Here is a 21,729-nt window from a genome sequence, read left to right on the forward strand (position 1 = left end):
TTCCCTAAGACGTCACTTTGGCCATGAGCACGCAGGCGTTGTCCTCGCGCGCGCCCTCGCCGAACTCCTGGACCACGGTCCGTACGCAGTCCTCCGCGGTGCGGTTCGCGTCCAGGCGGGGTGCCAGACCGAGGAGCAGCTGCGCGGCCGCCGATCCCGTGTGCCCGGGCACCAGCCCGTCGGTGTGCAGGAGCAGCAGGTCGCCCACCTCGAGCGTCTCTTCGGCCTGCCCGTAGACGGCGCCCGAGGTGGCGCCGAGCAGGACGCCGTCGGGTGCGTTCAGTACCCGCCCCGTCCCGTCGCGGAACAGCAGCGGGGCGGGGTGTCCGGCCTGCGCCCAGACCAGGGTCCGGGTCGCGGGCCGGTAACGGCAGCAGACGGCGCTGCCCAGGGCGGGTTGCACGGTGGCGTCGAGTAACTGGTTCAGCCAGGCCATCAACTGCCCCGGTTGGGCACCGGCCATCGCCATGCCGCGTACGGCACCGAGGAGCATGGTCATGTTCGACGTGACGCCGACGCCTTGGCCCGTGAGATCGCCGACGCTGAGGAGCGTTTCACCGTCGGTCAGTTCGAGCGCGTCGTACCAGTCGCCGCCGATCATCGTGTGCGTGGACGCCGGCAGGTGCTGGGAGGCGAGGTCGAGGGTCCTGGGGCCCCGGCGCGGGAGCCGCAGGGAGCCGCGCCACTGCGGAAGCACGGCCTCCTGCAGCTCGACCGCGAGCCGCTGCTCGCTCCGCGCGGCCTCCTGCCGATGGTGGAGCGAGTCACGGGTCTCGCTCACCACCCGCTGGCTGCGGCGCAGTTCGCTGACGTCGCGCAGCACGGCCCACATCGAGGCGGTGCTGCCGTCAGTGTCGAGCACCGGTTCGCCCATCATGTGGACGGTCCGTATGTCGCCGCCCCGGCGGGTGATGCGGAACTCGCCGTCGATGGGCCTCGCGTCGACGAGGCAGTCGGTGACCATCGCCGTCAGCTTCGGCCGGTCCTCGTCCACCACCAGGGACGGCAGTTCGTCCAGAGTGAGGGGGGGAGCGGCCGGGTCGCGGCCCAGGATCCGGTAGAGCTCCCCGGACCAACTGGCCTCGTCCGTCAGGAGGTTCCACTCGGCGCTGCCGACCCGGCTGAGCAGTGAGCCCGGTGCGGATGCGGCCGGTTCCGGGTCCGCCGCCGTGGGCAGGGGGCCGTCCCGCAACTGGGCCAGGTGCTCGTCGAGGTCGTTGAGCTGGTGCAGGGCCAGGTCGCACAGGGCGCGTTGCCAGCGCTCGCGCGGGTGATCCGTTCCTTCCCCCTCGGCGTCGCGGCGCACCGCGTCCACGTCGCCCTTGAGCCGCCGCGTCTGCGATATGAGCGCGTCGACCGAGCCGCGCGGGGGCGGCTGGGCGGCTGGGCGGTCCGCGGAGAGGTGGGACGGCATGACGCACTCCGATGCGGGGACGGTACGACCAAGGCGGACGGAGGGACCGTTACGACTGTTGCACAGCCCGCGACGCCCTGTAAGGGATTCGACGACACACGATACGGTGGTGCTTCTGGCATATGCCACAGTCTCACGGAGTTACTCCGAGGTAGGCGCGGAGTGTGCCACCCGGAGATCCAAGTCGTAGATTACACACGGCATTTGACGATCCGTCGGGACGCCGGTGCGAGGCTGCTTCGGGTGTTCGACGGTCCTGTGTTCGAGCGTGGTCGGCGGCGCTCCGTCAGTACCGCAGTACCCCGGCCATGCCGTCCGCCTCGCCGAGCGCGCCGTCCGGTACGAAGCGGACGTCGGCCCCGGTCTCCAGGCACTGTTCGACGATCTCGTCCACGATGTCCTCACGGGAGTCGAGGTCGCCGGTCTCGGCGAGGATCAGATGGTCCCCGGCGTCGCGGACCGTCACCCGGTAGTTCTCCTCGACGGCCAGCAGCCGGACGCGGCCGTCCCGCGCGCTCTGCCACAGCTCGTCGACACCGGCGGCGAACTCCCGTCGCCCGCGGGCCGTTTCGAGGGCGCGGGTCACGGCGTCCGTGCTCCTGCGGGCCTCCGCCTCGACCACCGGCCGCACGGCCTGCCACACGACCTCGGGGGTCCCGTGGGCGAGCCCGCCGTGCGGGATGTGCACCGCCCTCCGGGCGGCGGTGCCGACCTCGTCCAGCAGGGAGAGGGCGGCCGGCTCGCCGGTGACGTACAGCTGCCTCGGATGGTCGCGCAGCACGGCGCTCATCGCGGTGTCGGCCTCGCGGAGGAACTGGCGCGTGCGTTCCTCCCGGAAGGCGCTCGGGGTGTCGCCGATCCGCTGCTGCCGCTCCGGGTCGAAGTTCTCGACGCGCCGGGTCAGCGGGAAGCCGCCGAGGCGGGCCGCGGCGACCCGGTCGACGCCGCCGTTCCACAGCGTGGCGCGGTCCGCGGCGAGCGACAGGACCCAGAAGGGCCGCCCGGCCGTCTGGGCGGAGACGAGGTTGCGGGTGAGGAAGGTGTCCGAGAGCACCACGCGTTCGGGTACGGACCTGGCCAGCGACCACACCTGGTGTTCGCCCGGAGCGGCGAAGATCGCCAGGCCGTCCTCGGCGTGTGTCAGGTCGACCTCGGTCAGAGCCCGGTCGAGGTGCCCGGCGACCTCGGTGCGTCGCTCGCGGGTGACGGCCGGATCGGCCTCCAGCTGCCTCTTGGCCTCGGCGACCACGTTGCGCAGCCGGACCTGGTCCTGGGTGTTGTAGGGATCACGCCGGTGGGTCGGCGTCAGCACGGAGACCGCGGGGTAGGGGCGCGGGCGCCGCAGCTCGGCAAGGGTCGCGGGACTCAGAACGCTCTCCATGACAGAACGATAGAGCGAATCCACGGTGGGGGCATTTGGGGCAATGGATCTCATTCGTCGTCGCGGTCGGAGCCGCAGGAGCTGCCGTCCGGCGGGAGCGTTCCGTACAGCAGGAAGGCGTCGACCTTGCCGTGGACGCACTTGGACGAGCCGTAGCCGGTGTGGCCCTCGCCCCGGTTGTCGAGCACCACGGCCGACGAGCCCAGCCGCCTCGCCGTCTCCACCGTCCAGCGGTACGGCGTGGCCGGGTCGCCCCGCGTGCCGACGAGCAGCATCCTCGGCGTGTCGACGTCCTTGACGTCGTCGCGGATGTAGTCGGTGCCCCTGGGGCGGCCGTAGCACATCAGTACTTGGGTGAGCCGGTACCGCCCGAACACCGGTGACGCCTGCTCGTAGCGGGCGCGCAACCGGCCGAGGTCCTCGGTGACCTGCGCGGCGGCGGGGCGGTCGGGATCGTCCGCGCAGTTGACCGCCATCAGTGCCGCCGGCAGGTTGTCGAGGGGGATGTCCGCCGGGTCGGTGAGTCCGGCGTGCGGAGCGCGCCGCAGCGGCAGGGTGAAGCCACCGGACAGGAACGCCTCCAGGCCGCGTGTGTCGCCGTCCTCGAGCAACTGGCCGACGGCCCTCTGCAGCGACGGCCACAGCTCCCTGCTGTAGAGGCCCTGCCCGAGGGCGCCCGCGAAGTCCTGGCCGGTGAACGCCTCACCGAAATCGGTCGGCAGCGGGTCCTGGTCGAGGGACTCGACCACCTGTACGACGTGTTCCCGGGCTTCTCGGGGATTCCGTCCGAACGGACAGGCGATGTCCTCGGTGCACCAGGTGAGGAAACTCTCCAGCGCGGTCTGCTGCCCCTTGGCGCTCGCCAGGCCCTGGTCGGCCAGCGGTTCGGTCAGGGTGTCGACGCCGTCCAGCACCATCCTGCCGACCTTCTCGGGGTACTGGGCCGAGTACACCGCGCCGAGCCGGCTGCCGTAGGAGAAGCCCAGGTAGTTGAGCTTGTCGTCGCCGAGCGCGTCGCGTATGACATCCAGGTCGCGGGCGGCGTTGACCGTGCCGATGTGGGGCAGGACCGGGCCGGAGTGCTCGGTGCACTCGGCCGCCGCCGCGCGCAGCTCTTCGAGCACGGCACCGGGATCGGCCACGTCGGCGTTGCCGTCCGTCGCGTCCAGGGCGTTGTCCGAGGCGTTTCCGCAGCTGACCGGTGAGGAGCGGCCGACGCCGCGAGGGTCGAAGGAGACGACGTCGTAGCCGTTCGTCAGGCCCATGAAGTCCTTGCCGCCCATGGCGAGCTGGGCCACGCCCTGACCGCCGGGGCCGCCGAAGTTCAGCAGGACCGAGCCCCGGGACCGGCCCGTGGCCCGGTAACGGGCGACGGCGAGGTCGAGGGTGCCCTTGCCGGGCCTGGCGTAGTCGAGCGGGACGGTCACCTTCCCGCACTGGAGGTCCTTCGGCATGTCCATGCCCTCGCACCTCGACCATGTGACCTTCTGGTCGTAGAAGCGCGACAGGCCGGGCGGAGGGCCGTCTGCGGCCGGCAGTGCCGTGCCCAGCAGGGCGAGCCCGGCCGTGCCGGTGACCGCGCAGCGCCGTATCGAAGGGCGCGTGGACAGCTTGGCCAGCATCGATGCCTCCAGGGACGCGGGGCGACCCGCAGCGGACCGGGGACGCCCTCGCTCACCATATGCGCGCCCCGAAGGCCTCGCCTCCGGGCGGGCGGGGCCGCGCGGCGAACCGTTCCCCGCGGGGCTCGCCCCCGTACGAGCCCGCCCCCGGAGCGGTATACGAAGGGCTTTACCGCTAGTTCGACAACCGGCCCGCTCGATGGAGTGAAAGGCCGATAAGCCATAACTCGGACCGGGCGCCCGGCGTTCTCCCGGATGCGGGTGAGTGCCCGCGACGATGTCTGGAAGGCAGGGGTCCATGCGAAGGATGACCCGAAACGGAGTGATCGCCGTCGCCGCCGCCTCGGGCGCGATGGCCGTGACCGTCCCCGCGTACGCCGGTTCCGGTGCGGACGGCTCGGCCGCCGGTTCGCCGGGGGTGGTCTCCGGCAACACCGTCCAGCTGCCGGTGCACGTGCCCGTGAACGTGTGCGGGAACACCGTGAACGTGGTGGGGCTGCTGAACCCCGCCGTCGGCAACAGCTGCGCGAACCGGGACGAGGGGCGGGGCGGCCGGCCGGGCGGGTCCGGCGGCGCGGTCGCCGAGGGCAGCGGAAAGGGTTCACCGGGAGTGGTCTCCGGCAACGTCGTGCAGCTGCCGGTCGACCTCCCCGTCAACGTCACGGGCAACTCGGTCGACGTGGCCGGCATCGGCAACGCGTCGACCGGCAACGAGTCCTCGAACACCCCCGGCGACCACCGCCCGGCCCGTCCCCAGCATCCGCCGAAGCCGGTCCCGAAGCCCGTCCCGAAGCCGACCTCACCGTCCCGCCCGGACCCGGCCCCCGAACCGGCTCCGCGCACCGTCCCGCACGCCAGGGGTGCCTTGGCCCACACGGGCACGGACCACGCCCTCCAGGCCGTCGCGGCGAGCGCGGCACTGGTCGCCGGGGGAGTGGTGCTGCGCCGGCGGTTCCGTCCGGGGGCGGACGACTGACCCGCACGGGCTACACCTCCTCCGCCACCGCCGTGAGCAGCACCATTCCCGAGTCGCCGTGGTCCGGCAGGGTCGGGTCCATGTCGATGTGGGTCACGTCCAGCTCCCGGGTCAGGGGCGCGAAGACCTCCGTGACGGTGGCCGGGTTCACCGGACAGCCCGGCCAGCGGGAGGCCGGTCCGATGCGATACGTCGGCATGTTCTCCATGAAGGCGGCGACCAGGCGGCCGCCCGGCCGGACCGTTCGGACGAAGGTGCGACAGAAGTCGGCGAACTCGGCGAAGTCCTCTGTCGCGCCCTCGGCGACGAAATGCATGGAGGCGAGTTCGTACGCACCCGGTGGCAAGGACCGGACGTCGGCGTGGACGACGTCGACCGGTGCCAGCGCCCCGGCCAGGGTCGCCGGCACCTCGGGGTTGAGTTCCCGGCACAGCGCGTGGAACGGGAGCCAGCTCGCGTCAGGACGGTGACAGATCTGGTCCGTGAGATAGGCGACGTTGCTCGCTCCCGCCTCGACGGCGTCTATCCCGCGGCTCGCCGCCGACGCGAGCATCAGCGGGTAGAGGTTGGGGCCCGCCCCGAACTCCACCGAGCGGGCGATCCCGCCGGGCGGAAGGCGCCGGTAGTAGGCGCTGTGGTGCGCGATGACCGCCGCGTCCCAGGGATGCACCTCGCGGTAGTGCTCCGCGAGGTAGTCCGCAACCGGCCAGCGGTCCCAGTCCACGTCGTCGTTGTGCGTCGTCATGGTCGGCCAGTCCTTCAGCCGCGGGGGGAGGCATGGGCGGAGGCGGCCGGCACGACGTAGATGTCCCCCATGGTGCCTCCCTCCGTCGGGGAGACCGGGGTGTACGCCTGGTCGTACGCCTGGGTCCAGTTGAAATCGATCATAGGTTCGCCCGAGTGGCCCTGCATCTCGGGCAGCCGCCCGCCCGGGCCGGGCGCGTCCAGGTCCTCAGTTGCGTCCGAGGTGGAACCTCACGTGCAACTCCCTTACTCGGCTGCTCAGTTCGGGTACGGGGCCGTCCACGGCTACATGGGGTGCCACCTGGCGCACGGGGAGTGGCCGGACCGGTGGCTCAGGGGCACCCAGCTCGCTCAGCCAGGAGCCGAGCTGTTCGGACGAGGCGACGTAGACGATCCGGCCGAGGCCTACCCAGGCATGGGCGGCCGCGCACATCGGGCAGTGCTCGCCGGAGGTGTAGACCGTGGCGGCCGCCCGTTCCCCGGGCGTGAGGTGCGCCGCCGACCAGCGGGCCAGCTCGAACTCGGGGTGCCGGGTGCGGTCGCCCGAGGCCACCCGGTTGTGGTCCTCGCCCAGGACGGTGCCGTCACCGCCCACCAGGACCGAACCGAACGGTTCGTCCCCGGCCTCCAGGGCTTCGGCCGCGAGCTCCACGCAGCGGCGCAGATACGGCAGTTCCGTGTCCTTCACGACCATGGGACGGGCCCTTCGCGAGACGACGTGATCACCGGGACCTTATGGCGCCTGTGCACCGAGGGAAAGGAGCGGGGCTGCGGGCTGGAGGGGCGGCCGCTGCGCCGCAAAATCCTTTGCCCTTCGTTCCGGTGCCTGCTGAGGTCTGCTCATGAATCATGCGGAGTTGCTCGCCCTCTTCGACCACGACCTGCGTGTGGGAGCCCGGCCGGACGGTCCCGGTGCCCGTGTCGAGCGGACCGGCGGTGTCGTACGTCAGGTCGCCTCCGTGGGGGGCTGGAACGGCATCGTGTGGTCCGCCCTCGACGAGGCCGGGGCGGACGCGGCGATCACCGGGCAGATCGGCCACTACACCGGGCTCGGCCTCAACTTCGAGTGGAAGCTGTACGGGCACGACCGGCCGGCCGACCTCGGGCGGCGGCTGCGCGCGGCCGGGTTCACGCCCGGGGCCGAGGAGACGCTGATGATCGGCGAAATCGGCGCTCTCGCCCTCGACGCCGAGTTGCCCGAGGGCGTGAGCGTCGTGCCGGTCACCGACCCGGCGGGTGTCGATCACGTGGCCGACGTCCACGAGAAGGCGTTCGGCGCGGACAGCTCCTGGCTGCGACACCAGCTCCTCGCCCGGCTGTCGGCCGACCCGGACACCGTCGTCGCCGTCGTGGCCATGGCCGGCGACCGGCCGGTGAGCGCGGCCCGCATGGAACTCGTGCCCGGCACCCCCTTCGCCGGCCTGTGGGGCGGCGGCACCGTCCCGGGCTGGCGCGGCCAGGGCGTCTACCGCTCCCTGGTCGCCCACCGCGCCCGGGCCGCCGCGTCCCGTGGCTACCGCTACCTGCAGGTCGACGCCTCCAGCGAAAGCCGGCCGATCCTGGAACGGCTCGGCTTCGCGGCGCTGACGACCACGACGCCGTACGTGTACACGACCTACATCTAGGTTCTTGTTCCGTGGTCATCGGCGTGCCCGGATGACCGCTTGTGGGCGGTGCGGAACGAGCCGAGTTCCTCGGGGAGATCTCGCCGGGGCGAATCGGTGCGGTGCTCCCAGGAGATGGCCTCAAGGGTGCGGCGGTGGTCTCCGGAAGCGGATGTCACATCCGCGTCCGTCCGGTTCGTCGCCCTGGCATGACGACGAACGACAAGAGCCAGAGCATCCTCCTCGCCGGCGCGAGCGGCGTTCTCGGCCGGCACGTCACCCACGCCCTCACCGAGGCGGGCCACAAGGTCACCGGCCTCGGCCGCAGCGCGGAGAACGGCCTCCGCGCCGACCTCCTGGACCGTGACGCGCTGCTGCGCGCCGTCGACGGACACCACTTCGACACCGTGATCCACGCCGCGACCGCCCTGCGCAAGCCCCCCATGCGCGACCGCGACATGTACGCCACCGACGCGCTGCGCACCCAGGGCACGGCCCACCTGGTCGAGGCCGCCCGAGCCACCGGCGCCCGCCGGTTCGTCGTGGAGTCGATGGCCTTCGGATACGGCTACGGCGACCACGGAGACCGCCCACTCACCGAGGACGACCCCTTCGGCCCGCCCGGCAGCACGCCGCGCCTCGAACGGCACCTCGCGGCCATGCGGACCAAGGAGCGGCTCGCCTTCGAGGCGCAGGCGCTGGAGGGCGTCGCACTCCGCTTCGGCCTCTTCTACGGCCCCGGCGGCACCGATGCCCTGCTGCCCCTGCTGCGCCGGCGGCAGCTGCCCGTGCCCCGCGACCGGGGCCGGGTGCTGCCGTGGGTGGAGCTCGGCGACGCCGCTCGTGCGGTGCTCGCCGCCGTGGAACGCGGTCGGCCGGGACAGGCCTACAACATCGCGGACCTCACTCCGATGGGGTTCCGCACGCACATCGAGGCCGTGGCCCGGGCCTTCGGGCTGCCGAGGCCGACGACCGTACCGCTGTGGCTGATGAAACCCATGTCGTACGCGCACACCATGATGTCGTCCCGGATCCGCCTGTCCTGTGCCAAGGCGGAACGCGAACTCGGCTGGAGGCCGTCCCTCGCGTCGAGCGGCGAGGGGCTCGCCGCGATGCGGTCGGGCGGTCACTCCTGAGGCATCCCGGGCCCGGCTGAGGCTTCCCGGGCCCGGCCCCGGGCGGCAGCGGGCAGGGCATGAACGGGCCGGTCCGGGACGCGGACCGGCCTGTCGACTTCCGGCGGGTGCTACGGCCTGGTCGAGGCCTTCGCCGCCGTTCCGGCGCACACCAGCCCCAGGACCACGGCCAGCGCACCGATGATGATGTTGTTCCACACGACACCGGCGTCCGGGCTTTCGCCGACGATCCAAGGCGAGACGATCATCCACACCCCGAGGGCGCACATGGCCCAGCTCAGGCCGTACATGCGCTCCGGAGCGCGAGTGAACCCGAGCGCCAGCAGGCCGATCGCGATACCCATGATCAGGTTGTGGGTCACGAGTGCCGGCTGGCTGGTCGTGTAGTGGACTATCCACGGGGAGGCGGCGCAGTACAGACCGAGCAGGAACACCGGTCCGTCCACGAGCGCCACATCGCGGCCGCCGAGCACACGGGCGTAACGGTCCCGCATCTCGGAGGCGTCGGGGTGGGTGGTGATGTCACCTCTGGTGGGCGAGACGTTGGCCATGACTCGTCTCCTTCATGGTGCAGGGCGACCGCGTCTGGAGGGGTGTGCGGTAAACGCCGCGTAAGCGTCATTCTGCACTTATTTCCCCCTTATGTGTAGAGCTCGAAGGGGGCGAGGAATCTACCCGGTGGTACATGTCCGGGCGGATCGGGGGCATCCGGATGTGTACGACAGTGACCGATCGGCGTCGCCCGGCGGGGTGGCGCGGGACAGGGGAGGGCAGCGGACGTGACTGCGGCCATCAGCGCGAAGGTGTTGGAACGGTTCCCGGCGGGGTCTCCGCGCGGATCGTGGCCCGCGGAGGAGTACGCGGCACGCCGCCGCGCCGAGGGAGAGCCGGCCACCGTCGTGATGGACCTGGAGTCGGACGCCTTCCTCGTGGTCGTTCCGGCGGACGGTGATTGAGGCCTGCGCCGTCCGCGCAGCAACGGAGCGCGCCCCTCGGCTCGTGTCGAACCGGGAGGGCGCGCACGGTTTTTCCGGACCGCCTTTCGTGAACGGGCCGGTCCGGAATACGAGATGAGCCGCGATTTCCTTGACGGCCCTCGACCGGCACTGCCACGATCCATGGCATGACCATGCGACTGGACCTCACGCGGCGACGCCACGTCGACCTCGCGCGTGTCTCCAGCGCTTCCTGTCGCGCCGCAGCCTGAGTCTCCCGGCTCGCCGCTTCTCCTCACCGCAGTTTCCGCCGCCGGCCTCCGTCCGCCGTGTCCGCGGCATGCCCTGAACGGTGATGTTCCCCCCCCGCCTGATTCGGCACTTTCGCACGTCCTTGGGACGCGGCGTCCCCGAGTTCGGCGGTGCCCCGCGCAGTCGCGCCTTCTCCCGGAAATGAGAGCCCATGGCCACCGTCCTGTCCGTCTCCGGCAGCCCCTCCGCCTCCTCCCGCACCAGCCGACTGCTGCGCCACCTGGACAAGCGGCTGGCGGCCCAGGGTCATGACGTGATTCCGCTCGACGTCCGCACCATCCCCGCCGAGGCCCTGCTGGGCGCGGACTTCCGGCACCCCGCCATCGTCGAGGCCACCGAACTGTTCGCCCGGGCCGATGGCATCGTCATCGGCACACCCGTCTACAAGGCGTCCTACTCCGGTGTCCTGAAGGCCCTGCTGGACCTGCTCCCGCAGTACGCCCTCACCGGCAAGACCGTGCTGCCGCTCGCCACCGGCGGCAGCGTCGCCCATGTTCTGGCCATCGACTACGCCCTGCGCCCGGTCCTCAACTCCATGGGTGCGGCCCACATCGTGCAGGGCTGGTTCACCCTCGACAAGCACCTCACCGCTCACGACGACGGCTCCCTGACCGTCGCGCCGGACGCCACCGAGGCCCTGGACCAGGTGGTCGACCAGTTCTCCGCGGCGCTGGGCCGCACCCCGCTGCTGGCCGTGGCGGGCTGACGCCGCCCGCGGCCCCGCACGCACGTCCCCCTCGATCGGAGTTCCTCGTGTCCCTCACGTTCCACTGGTTCCTGCCCACCAACGGCGACAGCCGTCATGTCGTCGGCGGCGGTCACGGCACCCCGGCCACCGCGTCCGGGCGGGACCGGCCACCCACGGTCGCCTACCTGAGCCAGATCGCCCGGGCCGCCGAGGAAGTGGGTTTCGCGGGAGCTCTCACGCCCACCGGTGCCTGGTGCGAGGACGCCTGGCTCACCACCGCGATGGTCGCCCAGCACACCGAACGCCTGAAGTTCCTCGTCGCCTTCCGGCCCGGTCTGATCTCGCCCACCCTCGCCGCGCAGATGGCGGCCACCTTCCAGCGGCAGACCGGCGGGCGGCTGCTGCTCAACGTCGTCACCGGTGGCGAGAACAAGGAACAGCGCGCCTTCGGTGACTTCCTCGACAAGGACGGCCGGTACCGCCGCACCGGGGAATTCCTCCACGTCGTACGGGAATTGTGGCAGGGCAGCACCGTCACCCTGCGGGGCGAGCACGTCCGGGTGGAGGAGGCGGCGCTGGCCCGGGTGCCCGACCCCGTGCCCGAGGTGTACTTCGGCGGCTCCTCGCCCATCGCGGGTGAGATCGCCGCCCGGCACGCCGACGTCTACCTCACCTGGGGTGAACCCCCGGCCCAGGTCGCCGAGAAGATCGCCCGGATCAGGTCGCTGGCCGCAGCCCAGGGCCGCACCCTGCGCTTCGGCATCCGGCTGCACGTCATCACCCGGGACACCGCCGGGCAGGCCTGGGCCGAGGCGGACCGGCTGCTCGACGGCTTCGATCCGGAGACGGTGGCGTCCGTGCAGGCCGGTCTCTCCCGCAGCGAGTCCGAAGGGCAGCAGCGGATGCTCGCCCTGCACGGTGGCCGCCGCGACCGCCTGGAGATCCACCCCAACCTGTGGGCCGGCATCGGCCTGGTGCGCGGCGGGGCGGGCACCGCCCTGGTCGGCAGCCACGACGAGGTCGCCGAGCGGATCAAGGAGTACCACGCCCTGGGGATCGAGGAGTTCATCCTCTCCGGCTATCCGCACCTGGAGGAGGCTTACTGGTTCGGCGAGGGAGTACTGCCGCGCCTCGCCGCGCAGGGACTGTGGCGGCACCCCGCGGGCAGCCACGACACGCCCGTCGCCGCCGCCCCCTTCGTGCCGGTCGCGAGCTGACACCCGGTCCGTTCCGTCACGGGAGACCGGAGACCGGAGACCGGAGACCGGAGACCGGAGACCGGAGACGGGACGGCGACGGTGGGGCGCCCCCTCAGCTGAGGGGGCGCCCCACCGTCGTACCGGAGATCAACCCTGGAGCCTGGCCCGGGCGTCCTGGTCACCGAGTGGGCACGACCGCCCGTCGGTGACCAGGAGGCACACACATGAAGCAGCGCGCCGCACGCACCGTCTCGATCGCCCTGGCCGTGGCGCTGTCCGTCGGCACGGCGGCACTGGCCCCGGCGGCGCAGGCGGCGGACCGGAAGCACGGCCATGAGGCCACCCGGACCGCGTTACGCGCGCTGGTCGAGAAGGGCGGACTCCCCGGAGCGGCCGCCAAGGTCCATGACGCCGGGGGGACTTGGTTCGGCGAGTCGGGCTACGCGGACACCGGAACCGGCCGCAAGCGGTCGGCCGGCGAGCACTTCCGCGGGGCCAGCATCACCAAGACGTTCGTCGCCACCGTCCTGCTCCAGCTGGAGGCCGAAGGCAGACTGAACCTGGACGACACGGTCGAGCGATGGCTGCCCGGACTGCTGCACGGCAACGGCTACGACGGCGGCAAGGTCACCCTGCGCCGGCTCCTCAACCACACCAGCGGCATCGCCAACTACACCGACGACACCGCCTTCCTCCATGGCAGCGCGGGACCCGGCTTCCCGGAGCACCGGTACGACACCCACACGCCCGAGGAGCTCGTGGCGATCGCTCTGCGGCGTCCACCGCAGTCCGGCCCGGAGGGCGAGCCGTCGTACTCGAACACCAACTTCGTCGTCGCGGGCATGGTCATCGAGAAGGCCACGGGCCACAGTTACGCCCAGGAGATCACCCGCCGCATCCTCCGGCCGCTGAAGCTGCGCGGGACGTCGTTCCCCGGCACGTCACCCCGCATGCCGAAGCCCCACCCCGTCGGCTACTCCCGGCTCCACCAGGACGCCCCCGACGCCGAGATCCACGACGCCACCGAACAGAACATGACCTGGCTGGGCGCGGCCGGCGACGTCATCTCCACCAGCGGCGACCTCAACCGGTTTCAACGGGCCCTGCTCAAGGGCCAGTTGCTGCCCCAGCGGCAGATGAAGGAGATGTTCGAAGAGGTCCCGGCCGGGCACGGAACCGGGTACGGACTCGGGGTCGAGTTCGCGCGACTGTCCTGCGGGGTGAAGGTGGTGGGCAAGAGCGGCCGTACGAACGGCTCCCTGTCCGCGATGGCCGGCACCCTGGACGGTGAACACCAGCTCACGTTCAACATCAACGGCGACTGGCTCCCGGACTCCTCCCTCTACATCGACGTCGTCGAAGCGGAGTTCTGCGGGAGGACCCCGTCCCGGACCGACCGGGCACCGGCCGTGCCCCTCCTCGGCTAGCCGGACGCCAGCGAGCCGAGGTGCGTCCTGCGTGCCTCGGCCGTCTGGCCCTGCACCAGCAGGAACATCCCCTCGCGCGCAAGCCGTTGCGCCCGGCTGCCCAGGTCCATGGACCGGCCGCCCCCGGCCACGATCGCCGCGGTCGTGGCCGCGCGCAGGAGGTCGTACGCGCGGGTCTTGACGGCCAGGCGTTCCGGGACGCAGTCGTGCGGGGCGGGCCGGTCGGCAAGGGAGTAGGCCTCCGAGCGGGCCTCGTCGAGCCGGGAGCGCAGCGACCGGGCCGTGTCCCGGCCGTCAGGGCTCTGCTCCACCAGGTCCAGAGCCGCGTACGCCACCCCGAACACGGCCGGGCTGGCGTTGGCGGCCCGGGGCAGATCGACCTGGGCGAACTCCTCCTGCGAGGTGCGCAGCACGACGGACTCCTCCGGCAGCCACAGGCCGTCCAGCTCCAGGGACACCGTACGGGCGGCGGTCAGGGCCGCGAGCCGCATGGACGCCGACGGCGTCAGCCCCGGCTGCGGGCGGGCCTCGGTGAACCCGAACACCACCTCCGCCGTGTCCGTCACCCCGGCCAGCAGCATCACGTCGTTCAGACCCCACCCCGTGTACCAGGGCACCCGCCCCTCGAACCGCCAGCCGCCCTCCTGGCGAACGGCCCGCACCGGCACCCGGGGGAAGGCGCGGACATGGGCGAAGGCGATGCCGGCCATCAGTTCGCCCGTCGCCAGCGGACGCAGGAGCTTCTCCCGGACGGGCGAGTCATGGGTGGCGAGCAGCTTCACCGGTGTGTGGTGCTGTGTCTGCACGAACCAGGTGGAGCAGCACGCCCCGGCCAGGATCTCCGCGGTCTCCCGCGCCACGGCCACGGGCGCGTCCGCGCCGCCGTACTCCTGTGGCGCGACCACCCCGAGCAGCCCGGCCCGCTTCACCTCCTCGATGTGGCCGGCGGGCACACCCTCCTGGTCGACGCGTTCCGCTTGCGGGACGAGGAGATCACGCGCCAGTCGCCGGGCGCGGGTGACGAGGGGATGGGGTGTGGTGGTCATGGAGGGGATTCTCGCGGTCCGGTGGCGCGCGGCGTCGATCCGGGGGCGTGTCGGCCACCGACCGTCCCGTCACGGACGTGTGTCCAGCTCCGTGAGCACGTCGAAGTCCAGCCCGTCGGCCCGCGCCAGGTAGATCCTCTGGCGCACATGGGCGTCCCGCAGGTGCAGCAGCCCGCGCGGGCCCTCGTACGACACCGCCCCGGCCCCCGCCGTCGCGCCGATCGCCGAGACGTCCAGCGTCCCGGCCCTCTTCAGCAGCGCGGCCAGCAGCAGCACACCCTCGTAGCAGGACTCGCCGAGGCTGCCGAGGGCGGGCGCCTGGACGCCGTACCGAGCCGCGTACCGGCCGTGGAAGTCGAGGGTGTCGCGATTGGCCAGCGAGGCGAAGAACCCGGCGGTGCTGTAGAGGTCCTCCGTAGCGTCGGGGCCGCTCGCCACCAGCATGTTCTCGTCCATCAGCGTGCTCAGCCGCAGACAGCGCGCGGCCAGGCCGTATGCCGCGAACGCCCGGTTGAAGCGCACGGCGTCACTGCCGACGAGCAGCATCAGCACCGCGTCGGCGTCCGAGCGCTCGACGCGCCGCAGCACCGGCTCGAAGTCGTGGGTGCCGAGCGGGAGATAGGCCTCGCCGGTGACGCACCCGCCGCCGTTGCGGGCGTACCGGCGGGCCGAGCGGGCCGTGAGCCGCGGCCACACGTAGTCGTTGCCCACCACGAACCAACGCCTGACCCGGCGCTCGCGACCCAGCAGATCCATCGCGGGCCGAAGCTGGTCGCCCGGAGTCTCGCTGGTCAGGAAGACTCCCGCCGTGCCCTCCCCGCCCTCGTACAGCGCGGTGTACACGTACGGGACGCGGTGCGCGATCCTCGGTGCCAGCGCCTGCCGTACGGAGGAGATGTGCCAGCCGGTGACGCCCTGCACGGCACCCAGGTCCACCAGCGCCTCGACCTCGTCCGCGATCCCGTCGGGCGGCCCCGAGCCGTCGACCGGCACCAGCCGCAGCTCCCTGCCGAGCACGCCGCCGTCCCGGTTGACCTCCTCGGCGGCCAGCCGCGCGCACAGCTCGCAGGTGGGCCCGAAGATCCCGGCCGAGCCCCGCAGGGGGAAGACGAGGGCCACGCCGAGCACGGAGTCGTCGGCCCTGAACCACTCGGGCTCTGGGAGGTCGTGCCGGAACATGGCGTCATGATTCCGGCTCCACCGGACGAACTCCAGTGCGTCTCCTACGATGGACACCTCTCGTGACCTAGGAGCAGGGATGCCCAGCCCGACCCCGCGTCGCCCCGACGACCTCGTGCAGTTGCTCACGCGGGCCGAACGGCTGGCGGCGCGTCGTTTGCAGGGCGTGCTGGAGGCGGAGGGCTGCTCGCTCGACGCGTGGCGGGTCCTGGCCGAGCTGTCCGACGGTGAGGGGCACCACATGACGGGGCTCGCCGAGGCCGCTTTCCTGCCGCCTCCGACGCTGACCAAGCTGGTCGACCAGCTCGTCGACCAGAACCTGGTGCACCGCAGGGTAGATCCGTTCGACCGGCGCCGTGTCCTCGCCCATCTCACCCCGCGCGGCCAGGAGTACTGGCAGCGCGTCGACCGCGCCGTCCGCGCCGGTCGGCCGCCGCTCGGTGACAGCGACGAGGCCCTGCTGCGGTCCCTGCTGGACCGGTTGGCGGCGACGCTGGAGGGCTCGGCGCGCGTGTGAGCCCCGAGCGGGACACGGCGGGCCGTGACCCGGAGTGAACCCGAGAGATGTGTGCCGGACAGGTGTGTGCCGGACAGGTGTGCGTCCGACCGGTCCGTGCCCGACGAGTCTCCGCCGGACAGGTCTGTACCTGACTGGTCTGCACCCTTGACTGGTACAGACCAAAGCGGTTGAGTGTGCCTCCCCAGCCCCCCACCACGGCCGCCCCCACCCCGTGACCGGACCACCGGCGCGTGCGGTCAAGGGTCTGCTTCACCCTGCCCTCGTCAGGGTGCGGCCGTGCTCCGTCGAAGGAGTTGAACCCGTGTCGAGACGCCGCATCTCCGCAGTCCTGGCCACCCTCGCCCTCGCCGGCACCGCGCCGGTGCTCCTGCCCGCCACGAACGCCTCGGCCGCCGCGTGCTCCAGCTATCCGAACTGGACGGCCGGGAAGTCGTACGCCGCCGGCGACATCGTCCGCTACACCGACGGCAAGGCGTACATCGCCGAGCACGCCAACCCGGGCTACGACCCGGTCATCAGCACCTGGTACTGGGAGCCGTACGCCTGCGACAGCGGTCCCGGCACGCCGAACGCGCGCTTCGTCGTGACCGAAGCGCAGTTCAACCAGATGTTCCCGAACCGGAATTCGTTCTACAGCTACAGCGGTCTCACCGCGGCCCTGAGTGCCTACCCCGGCTTCGCCAACACCGGCAGTGACACGGTGAAGAAGCAGGAGGCCGCCGCCTTCCTCGCCAACGTCAGCCACGAGACCGGCGGTCTCGTGCACGTCGTGGAGCAGAACACCGCCAACTATCCGCACTACTGCGACTGGAGCCGGCCCTACGGTTGTCCGGCCGGGCAGGCCGCCTATTACGGGCGCGGCCCGATCCAGCTGAGCTGGAACTTCAACTACAAGGCGGCGGGCGACGCGCTCGGCATCGACCTGCTGCACAACCCCTGGCTGGTGCAGAACGACTCGGCCGTCGCCTGGAAGACGGCCCTGTGGTACTGGAACACCCAGACCGGCCCGGGCAGTATGACCCCGCACAACGCCATGGTGAACGGTGCCGGGTTCGGCCAGACCATCCGCAGCATCAACGGCTCCCTGGAGTGCGACGGCAAGAACCCGGCGCAGGTCCAGAGCCGTGTGAACAACTACCAGCGGTTCACGCAGATCCTCGGCGCGTCACCCGGCGGCAATCTGTACTGCTGACGCCGGACCCCAGGGCGTGGTGTCATGCGGGATGTCATGAACCTGACAGTGAAACCCGACCAGTGACCGAAGGGCATCCCTCATGCGCCTACGCACCCCCCACGCCCTGCTCGCCACGACCGCGGCGCTGGCCGCCGCGGTCGTGGCCCCCCAGCCCGCTGCCGCCGCCGTACCGGCTCCGGGCTCGTACTACGTCCAGAGCGTCACGACCGGGCTCAACGCGGCCGACAGCGGCGGCGCGGTCGAGCAGCACAGACCCCGGGGAAACGAGGACCGGCAGCAGTGGCAGCTGAAGCCGAACGGCTCCGCGTATCTCCTGGAGAGCACCGACGCGCCCGGCACCTGCCTCGGCCGCACACATGACCAGGCCGCGACCGTAGCCTGCGCGAGCGCCGACGCCCCGTGGGAGATCACCCCGCTCGACGCCGACCGCTACACGCTCGGAGTTCCGGGAACCGCCCGCCACCTCACCGTGGCGCCCAAGCCCCCCGGAGCCAACTACCCCGCGCGCCTGACCCTCGGAGGCGCGGGAGACCTCGCCGCCTGGTACCTCACCCCGGTCGTCCCCGTCACCGGTCCCATGCCGCCCCCGGACCGTCGCACCCTGGACCAGGTCACGTTCCTCACCACGCACAACGCCTACGCCAACGGCGTCGACGGCGGCTTCGCCCCGCCCTTCGTCAACCTCGTGCCCAACCAGACCCGCGGCATCCAGCAGCAACTCGCCGACGGGGTCCGGGGATTCATGCTGGACATCCACCAGACTCCGGACGGCGCGATCCTCTGCCACAACAGCTGCACCCTCGTCAGCAGGCCCGTCGCCCTGTGGGTGGACCTCCAGCGGATGGTCGACTTCCTCAGGGCCCACCCCGACCAGTTCGTCACGGTCTTCCTGGAGGACTACGTCGACCCGGCCGTCCTGCGCGCCGAACTCGCCCGTGTCAACGGCCTGTCGGACGTGCTCTACCGGCCCGACCTCACGGGCGTCCGGCAGAGCGGCTGGCCGACCATGACGGACCTGATCTCCGCCGGCGACCGGCTGCTGATCTTCACCGACCACAGCCGCTCCGCCGACCAGGCCGCGGGTCTGACCCGGGACAGCTTCGGCGTCATGTACCAGCGGGAATGGACGGTCGAGAACTACTGGTCGATGGGCTCGGGCGTCGGCACCTCCGACTGGTCCTGCTACAGCCGCTGGTACGGCGCCGACACCAACATCCCGCTGACCCGCACCGAACCCGGCTTCCGCCCGCTGTTCGTCATGAACCACTTCCGTGACGTCCCGCTCCCCGGCACGGCCGGCACGGACAACACCAAACTCGCCGACCGCGCCCAGCGGTTCTGCCGGCCGGCCGCCCGCAAGAAGCCCAACTTCCTCGCCGTGGACCACTACGACCGCGGCAACCCGGCCTCCGCCGTCACCACCCTCAACTCGTACACGTACCCGTAAACCGGCTTCGCCGGCCCGCGTGCCGTGTGTGAGACTCCGCCGATGAGCTCACAGACGATCACCGCGGACGCCGCGGGCACCTGGGAACTCGGCGACCTGCCCGTCCACCGCCTCGGCTTCGGCGCGATGCGGCTGACGGGCAGCGCCGCCTTCCACCACGGCACACCGAGCGACCGCGCCCGGTCGATCGCCGTCCTGCGCAAGGCGATCGACCTCGGCGTCAACCACATCGACACGGCCGCCTTCTACTTCTCCTCGCTGCGCTCCGCCAACGAACTGATCAACAGCGCGCTCGCGCCCTACCCCGAGGACCTGGTCATCGTCACCAAGGTGGGACCGTACCGGGCCTACGACGGCGAGTGGGCCACCTCGGCCCGCCCCGAGGACCTGCGCGGCCACGTGGAGGAGAACCTGCGCCAGCTCGGCCGCGACCACCTGGATGTGGTCAACCTGCGCCGGATGCCCAGGTACGACTCCATCGCCGAGCACTTCGGCGCCCTCGCGGAGCTGCGCGAGGCAGGCCTGATCCGCCACCTCGGCATCTCCAACGTCACACGCCGCCATCTCGCCGAGGCGCAGGCCATCGCCCCCGTGGTCTGCGTGCAGAACCGGTACGCCCTCGACCGCCCCGACCCCGACAGCGACGAACTGCTCCGCGTCTGCGACGAGGAGGGCATAGCCTTCGTGCCGTTCTACGCCGTCGCCGGCGAGGCCGGTGAGCAGGGCGCCACCACGGCCCACGACGAGGACGTCCGCGCGGTGGCCCGGGCCCACGGCGCGAGCCCCGCCCAGATCCGCCTCGCCTGGACCCTGCACCAGGGCCCCCACGTCCTCGCCATACCCGGCACCGGCAACCCCGACCACCTCACGGAGAACGTGGCGGCGGGCGCGATCCGCCTGACCGACGAGGAACTGAAGCGGCTCGACTCGCGGCGCCACGAGGCCGGTTGAGCGACCGTGCCTGCTGCCGCACTAGTAGAGGATCGAGGGCAGGTAAGCCCCGTCGGGCCGGTTGTACAGGCCGATGGTCATCAGGCTCATCAACTGCACGACCTTGAGCCCGTTGGACAGGCACCACCTGAGGAGCGCGCTGTCGCTCGCGGGTACGAGGATGCCGGGACCGCCGAACTGCGGGGCCGCCGCGATCAGGGCCTGGAGGTCCGGGACGGTCTCGCCCACGGCGTGGGCGAAGAAGGCAAGGTCGGTGGCGTATCCCGTGACCCGTCCGGCACGTTCGACGACCCGGGCGGTGCCCTGCTTGAGCGCGTCGGCGACCTCGCCGCCACGGTCGACGCCGTGGACCTGTCGGCACACGGCGTTGCAGGCGCCGAGGTCCGCGTCCGTTGCCTCCCGCACCTCGTACCCGGGCATCGCGCGCCGGATCGGCGGGCCCTGCACGCAGGCCACCGTGGCCCGATGGGCGAAGCCCAGGCTCACGTACAGGGAGAAGGACCTGTTGTGGTAGCCGCTCTGCAACAGCCGGATGCCCGGCGCGCCCCGTTCGTCGGCCCGCTCCATCACGTCCAGCATCAGGCGGCGGCCCACGCCCGCGTTCTGCACCGCGGGGTCGACGGTGATGGGCCCGACCCCGACGACGGCGGAGCGTTCGTCGAGGAAGTTGCTGCCCACGATCCGCCCGTCGAGCTCGGCGACGACACTGTAGAAACCCGGGTGCGTCAGGGCTCCTTCGGCCAACGCGACACCCACATCGGGGCTCGGGAAGTCGGGTGGGAACGCGTGCTTCTCGGCGATGCCGGCGAAGGCCTCGTAGCAGATCCTTCCGCACTCTGCGGCATCGTCCGCAGTGCCCGGGCGCAGTATGAGATCCACGATCGCCATCCCCTTCTCAGCACACCCCGCACGGCGACCCACCCCTCACCTCCCATCCTGTGCGCCTTCCGGCCGGGGCGCATCCGGCACGGAGACAGACCTACGCCCCCGGAGACCCGGAGCCGTCCAGATACTGCGCCACGCCCTCACCCAGCGACCAATCGGCCGACTCGTTCTCGGTCAGCACGACGAACACGTTCCGCGGCTCGGTGCCCGCGTACGCGTGGGCGAGCTCGGCGGTCCGGCGGTACAGCGCCTGCTTCTGGCCGGGCGTGCGACCGGAGCGCAGGGTGATCGCGATGTAGGCGATGCCCTCGTCGCGATGTACGCCGAGGTAGTCGTCGTAGCGAAGGGTGCCGCTCGTGCCGTCGTGGTCCACGAGGACCTGGAACCGGTCGTCGGGCGGGATGCCGATCGTCTCGGTCAGGGCGTCGTGCACGGCACGGCCGAGTGCGGCCAGGCGCTCGGGCCCGGCGCGGAGCGCGTCGATGCGGACGAAGGGCATGGGACCTCCGGACAGGGTTGATCAGGGCTGTACATACTAGTAGTTACAGAGCCGTCCACGGAAGTCGGCCGAGGAGTTGGCGTCCGTGCCGTTTTACGTATAACCTCTCCGGTCAACCGCCCGCTCCGAGAGGCTCCGATGCGACGTATCGCCCTGGTCACCCTCGTCGTCGACGACTACGACGAGGCGATCCGTTTCTACACCGACGCCCTCGGCTTCCGGCTCGCCGAGGACGCGCCCCGGCCCGACGGATCCCGCTGGGTCGTCGTCGAGCCCGGCGCCCCGGGAACCGGCACCGGCCTGCTGCTGGCCCGCGCCAAGGGGGAGGCCCAGGCCGCCCGGGTCGGCGACCAGACCGGCGGACGGGTCGGCTTCTTCCTGCACACCGACGACTTCGCCCGCGACCACGCCCGTATGACCGCGGCGGGCGTGACCTTCCTGGAGGACCCGCGGCACGAGCCGTACGGGACCGTCGCCGTCTTCCAGGACCTGTACGGCAACCGCTGGGACCTGCTGCAGCCCGCCGGCTGACCATCCCGCTTCTTCGAACCACCTGCCCGAGGAAAAGA

24 protein-coding genes are annotated in these 21,729 nt (G+C 71.6%); 13 read left to right on the plus strand and 11 right to left on the minus strand.

Annotated features, from left to right (window positions below; translation table 11 throughout):
- Positions 1-4 precede the first annotated feature (4 nt).
- The 3 genes from ACFY5B_RS34645 to ACFY5B_RS34655 form a co-directional block, all read right to left on the minus strand.
- Entirely contained in the window at positions 5-1,414 is a 1,410-nt protein-coding gene (locus ACFY5B_RS34645) for a PP2C family protein-serine/threonine phosphatase (protein WP_389977571.1), read from the minus strand.
- Positions 1,415-1,700: 286 nt separating this feature from the next.
- Positions 1,701-2,795, minus strand: a complete 1,095-nt coding sequence (locus ACFY5B_RS34650) for a chemotaxis protein (protein WP_389977573.1) — start codon at positions 2,793-2,795, stop codon at positions 1,701-1,703.
- A 50-nt stretch (positions 2,796-2,845) separates the two neighbouring features.
- Positions 2,846-4,417 carry an alpha/beta hydrolase gene (locus ACFY5B_RS34655; RefSeq protein ID WP_389977575.1) on the minus strand — a complete coding sequence of 524 codons (1,572 nt, stop codon included), beginning with the start codon at positions 4,415-4,417 and terminating at the stop codon, positions 2,846-2,848.
- A 298-nt stretch (positions 4,418-4,715) separates the two neighbouring features.
- Between ACFY5B_RS34655 and ACFY5B_RS34660 the strand changes: the two genes are divergently transcribed.
- On the plus strand, positions 4,716-5,393 hold the full coding sequence (locus ACFY5B_RS34660) for a chaplin (protein WP_389977577.1): 678 nt from the start codon (positions 4,716-4,718) through the stop codon (positions 5,391-5,393).
- Between the two features lie 10 nt (positions 5,394-5,403).
- On the opposite strand, the gene ACFY5B_RS34665 is transcribed toward ACFY5B_RS34660, so the two are convergent.
- The 3 genes from ACFY5B_RS34665 to ACFY5B_RS34675 all read right to left on the minus strand — a co-directional run bounded on the left by ACFY5B_RS34665 (position 5,404) and on the right by ACFY5B_RS34675 (position 6,831).
- On the minus strand, positions 5,404-6,138 hold the full coding sequence (locus ACFY5B_RS34665) for a class I SAM-dependent methyltransferase (protein WP_389977579.1): 735 nt from the start codon (positions 6,136-6,138) through the stop codon (positions 5,404-5,406).
- A 14-nt stretch (positions 6,139-6,152) separates the two neighbouring features.
- A complete protein-coding gene (locus ACFY5B_RS34670) occupies positions 6,153-6,281 on the minus strand; it encodes a hypothetical protein (protein WP_389977582.1) in 129 nt (42 codons plus the stop codon).
- A gap of 64 nt (positions 6,282-6,345) precedes the next feature.
- Positions 6,346-6,831: a nucleoside deaminase gene (locus ACFY5B_RS34675; RefSeq protein ID WP_389977585.1), complete on the minus strand. Its 486-nt coding sequence runs from the start codon at positions 6,829-6,831 to the stop codon at positions 6,346-6,348.
- Positions 6,832-6,979: 148 nt separating this feature from the next.
- Here ACFY5B_RS34675 and ACFY5B_RS34680 point away from each other — a divergent pair, with 148 nt between their 5' ends.
- Positions 6,980-7,762, plus strand: coding sequence for a GNAT family N-acetyltransferase (locus ACFY5B_RS34680; protein ID WP_389977588.1), 783 nt, complete (start codon positions 6,980-6,982; stop codon positions 7,760-7,762).
- 188 nt (positions 7,763-7,950) lie between these two features.
- On the plus strand, positions 7,951-8,877 hold the full coding sequence (locus ACFY5B_RS34685; protein ID WP_389977591.1) for an NAD-dependent epimerase/dehydratase family protein: 927 nt from the start codon (positions 7,951-7,953) through the stop codon (positions 8,875-8,877).
- Positions 8,878-8,987: 110 nt separating this feature from the next.
- Here the strand turns inward: ACFY5B_RS34685 and ACFY5B_RS34690 are convergent, their stop codons facing one another.
- Positions 8,988-9,428 (minus strand): SPW repeat protein, encoded by a 441-nt coding sequence (locus ACFY5B_RS34690; protein WP_389977594.1) that lies wholly within the window; start codon positions 9,426-9,428, stop codon positions 8,988-8,990.
- Between the two features lie 228 nt (positions 9,429-9,656).
- On the opposite strand from ACFY5B_RS34690, the gene ACFY5B_RS34695 reads away from it, so the two are divergent.
- From ACFY5B_RS34695 to ACFY5B_RS34715, 5 genes are all read left to right on the plus strand, one after another.
- On the plus strand, positions 9,657-9,833 hold the full coding sequence (locus ACFY5B_RS34695) for a hypothetical protein (protein WP_179878739.1): 177 nt from the start codon (positions 9,657-9,659) through the stop codon (positions 9,831-9,833).
- Between the two features lie 173 nt (positions 9,834-10,006).
- Positions 10,007-10,084: a putative leader peptide gene (locus tag ACFY5B_RS34700; protein WP_351405193.1), complete on the plus strand. Its 78-nt coding sequence runs from the start codon at positions 10,007-10,009 to the stop codon at positions 10,082-10,084.
- Positions 10,085-10,275: 191 nt separating this feature from the next.
- The gene (ssuE, locus tag ACFY5B_RS34705) at positions 10,276-10,830 is read left to right on the plus strand and encodes an NADPH-dependent FMN reductase (protein ID WP_389977597.1); all 555 of its coding nucleotides are present in this window, start codon (positions 10,276-10,278) and stop codon (positions 10,828-10,830) included.
- A 47-nt stretch (positions 10,831-10,877) separates the two neighbouring features.
- Complete coding sequence (locus tag ACFY5B_RS34710) at positions 10,878-12,029, plus strand: LLM class flavin-dependent oxidoreductase (RefSeq protein ID WP_389977600.1); 1,152 nt, start codon at positions 10,878-10,880, stop codon at positions 12,027-12,029.
- A gap of 206 nt (positions 12,030-12,235) precedes the next feature.
- Positions 12,236-13,438, plus strand: coding sequence for a serine hydrolase domain-containing protein (locus ACFY5B_RS34715; RefSeq protein WP_389977602.1), 1,203 nt, complete (start codon positions 12,236-12,238; stop codon positions 13,436-13,438).
- Here ACFY5B_RS34715 and ACFY5B_RS34720 read toward each other — a convergent pair.
- Together ACFY5B_RS34720 and ACFY5B_RS34725 are read right to left on the minus strand one after the other, a co-directional pair.
- A complete protein-coding gene (locus tag ACFY5B_RS34720; RefSeq protein ID WP_389977605.1) occupies positions 13,435-14,484 on the minus strand; it encodes an acyl-CoA dehydrogenase family protein in 1,050 nt (349 codons plus the stop codon). The two genes, ACFY5B_RS34715 and ACFY5B_RS34720, sit on opposite strands and share 4 nt — an antisense overlap.
- A 69-nt stretch (positions 14,485-14,553) precedes the next feature.
- Positions 14,554-15,663: a substrate-binding domain-containing protein gene (locus ACFY5B_RS34725; protein ID WP_389977607.1), complete on the minus strand. Its 1,110-nt coding sequence runs from the start codon at positions 15,661-15,663 to the stop codon at positions 14,554-14,556.
- Between the two features lie 79 nt (positions 15,664-15,742).
- Here ACFY5B_RS34725 and ACFY5B_RS34730 point away from each other — a divergent pair, with 79 nt between their 5' ends.
- From ACFY5B_RS34730 to ACFY5B_RS34745, 4 genes are all read left to right on the plus strand, one after another.
- On the plus strand, positions 15,743-16,180 hold the full coding sequence (locus ACFY5B_RS34730; protein ID WP_389977610.1) for a MarR family winged helix-turn-helix transcriptional regulator: 438 nt from the start codon (positions 15,743-15,745) through the stop codon (positions 16,178-16,180).
- Between the two features lie 304 nt (positions 16,181-16,484).
- Entirely contained in the window at positions 16,485-17,375 is an 891-nt protein-coding gene (locus ACFY5B_RS34735) for a glycoside hydrolase family 19 protein (RefSeq protein WP_389977613.1), read from the plus strand.
- A gap of 82 nt (positions 17,376-17,457) precedes the next feature.
- The gene (locus ACFY5B_RS34740) at positions 17,458-18,825 is read left to right on the plus strand and encodes a PI-PLC domain-containing protein (RefSeq protein ID WP_389977616.1); all 1,368 of its coding nucleotides are present in this window, start codon (positions 17,458-17,460) and stop codon (positions 18,823-18,825) included.
- A 42-nt stretch (positions 18,826-18,867) separates the two neighbouring features.
- Positions 18,868-19,776, plus strand: a complete 909-nt coding sequence (locus ACFY5B_RS34745) for an oxidoreductase (RefSeq protein WP_389977619.1) — start codon at positions 18,868-18,870, stop codon at positions 19,774-19,776.
- 21 nt (positions 19,777-19,797) lie between these two features.
- On the opposite strand, the gene ACFY5B_RS34750 is transcribed toward ACFY5B_RS34745, so the two are convergent.
- Positions 19,798-20,664 (minus strand): GNAT family N-acetyltransferase, encoded by an 867-nt coding sequence (locus ACFY5B_RS34750; RefSeq protein ID WP_389977622.1) that lies wholly within the window; start codon positions 20,662-20,664, stop codon positions 19,798-19,800.
- Between the two features lie 91 nt (positions 20,665-20,755).
- Entirely contained in the window at positions 20,756-21,160 is a 405-nt protein-coding gene (locus tag ACFY5B_RS34755) for a tautomerase family protein (RefSeq protein WP_389977625.1), read from the minus strand.
- Positions 21,161-21,298: 138 nt separating this feature from the next.
- On the opposite strand from ACFY5B_RS34755, the gene ACFY5B_RS34760 reads away from it, so the two are divergent.
- Complete coding sequence (locus ACFY5B_RS34760) at positions 21,299-21,691, plus strand: VOC family protein (RefSeq protein WP_389977629.1); 393 nt, start codon at positions 21,299-21,301, stop codon at positions 21,689-21,691.
- Positions 21,692-21,729: the final 38 nt, after the last annotated feature.

The sequence above is a fragment of the Streptomyces sp. NPDC013187 genome (assembly GCF_042899705.1).
In the GTDB taxonomy this organism is placed as follows: domain Bacteria; phylum Actinomycetota; class Actinomycetes; order Streptomycetales; family Streptomycetaceae; genus Streptomyces; species Streptomyces hawaiiensis_A.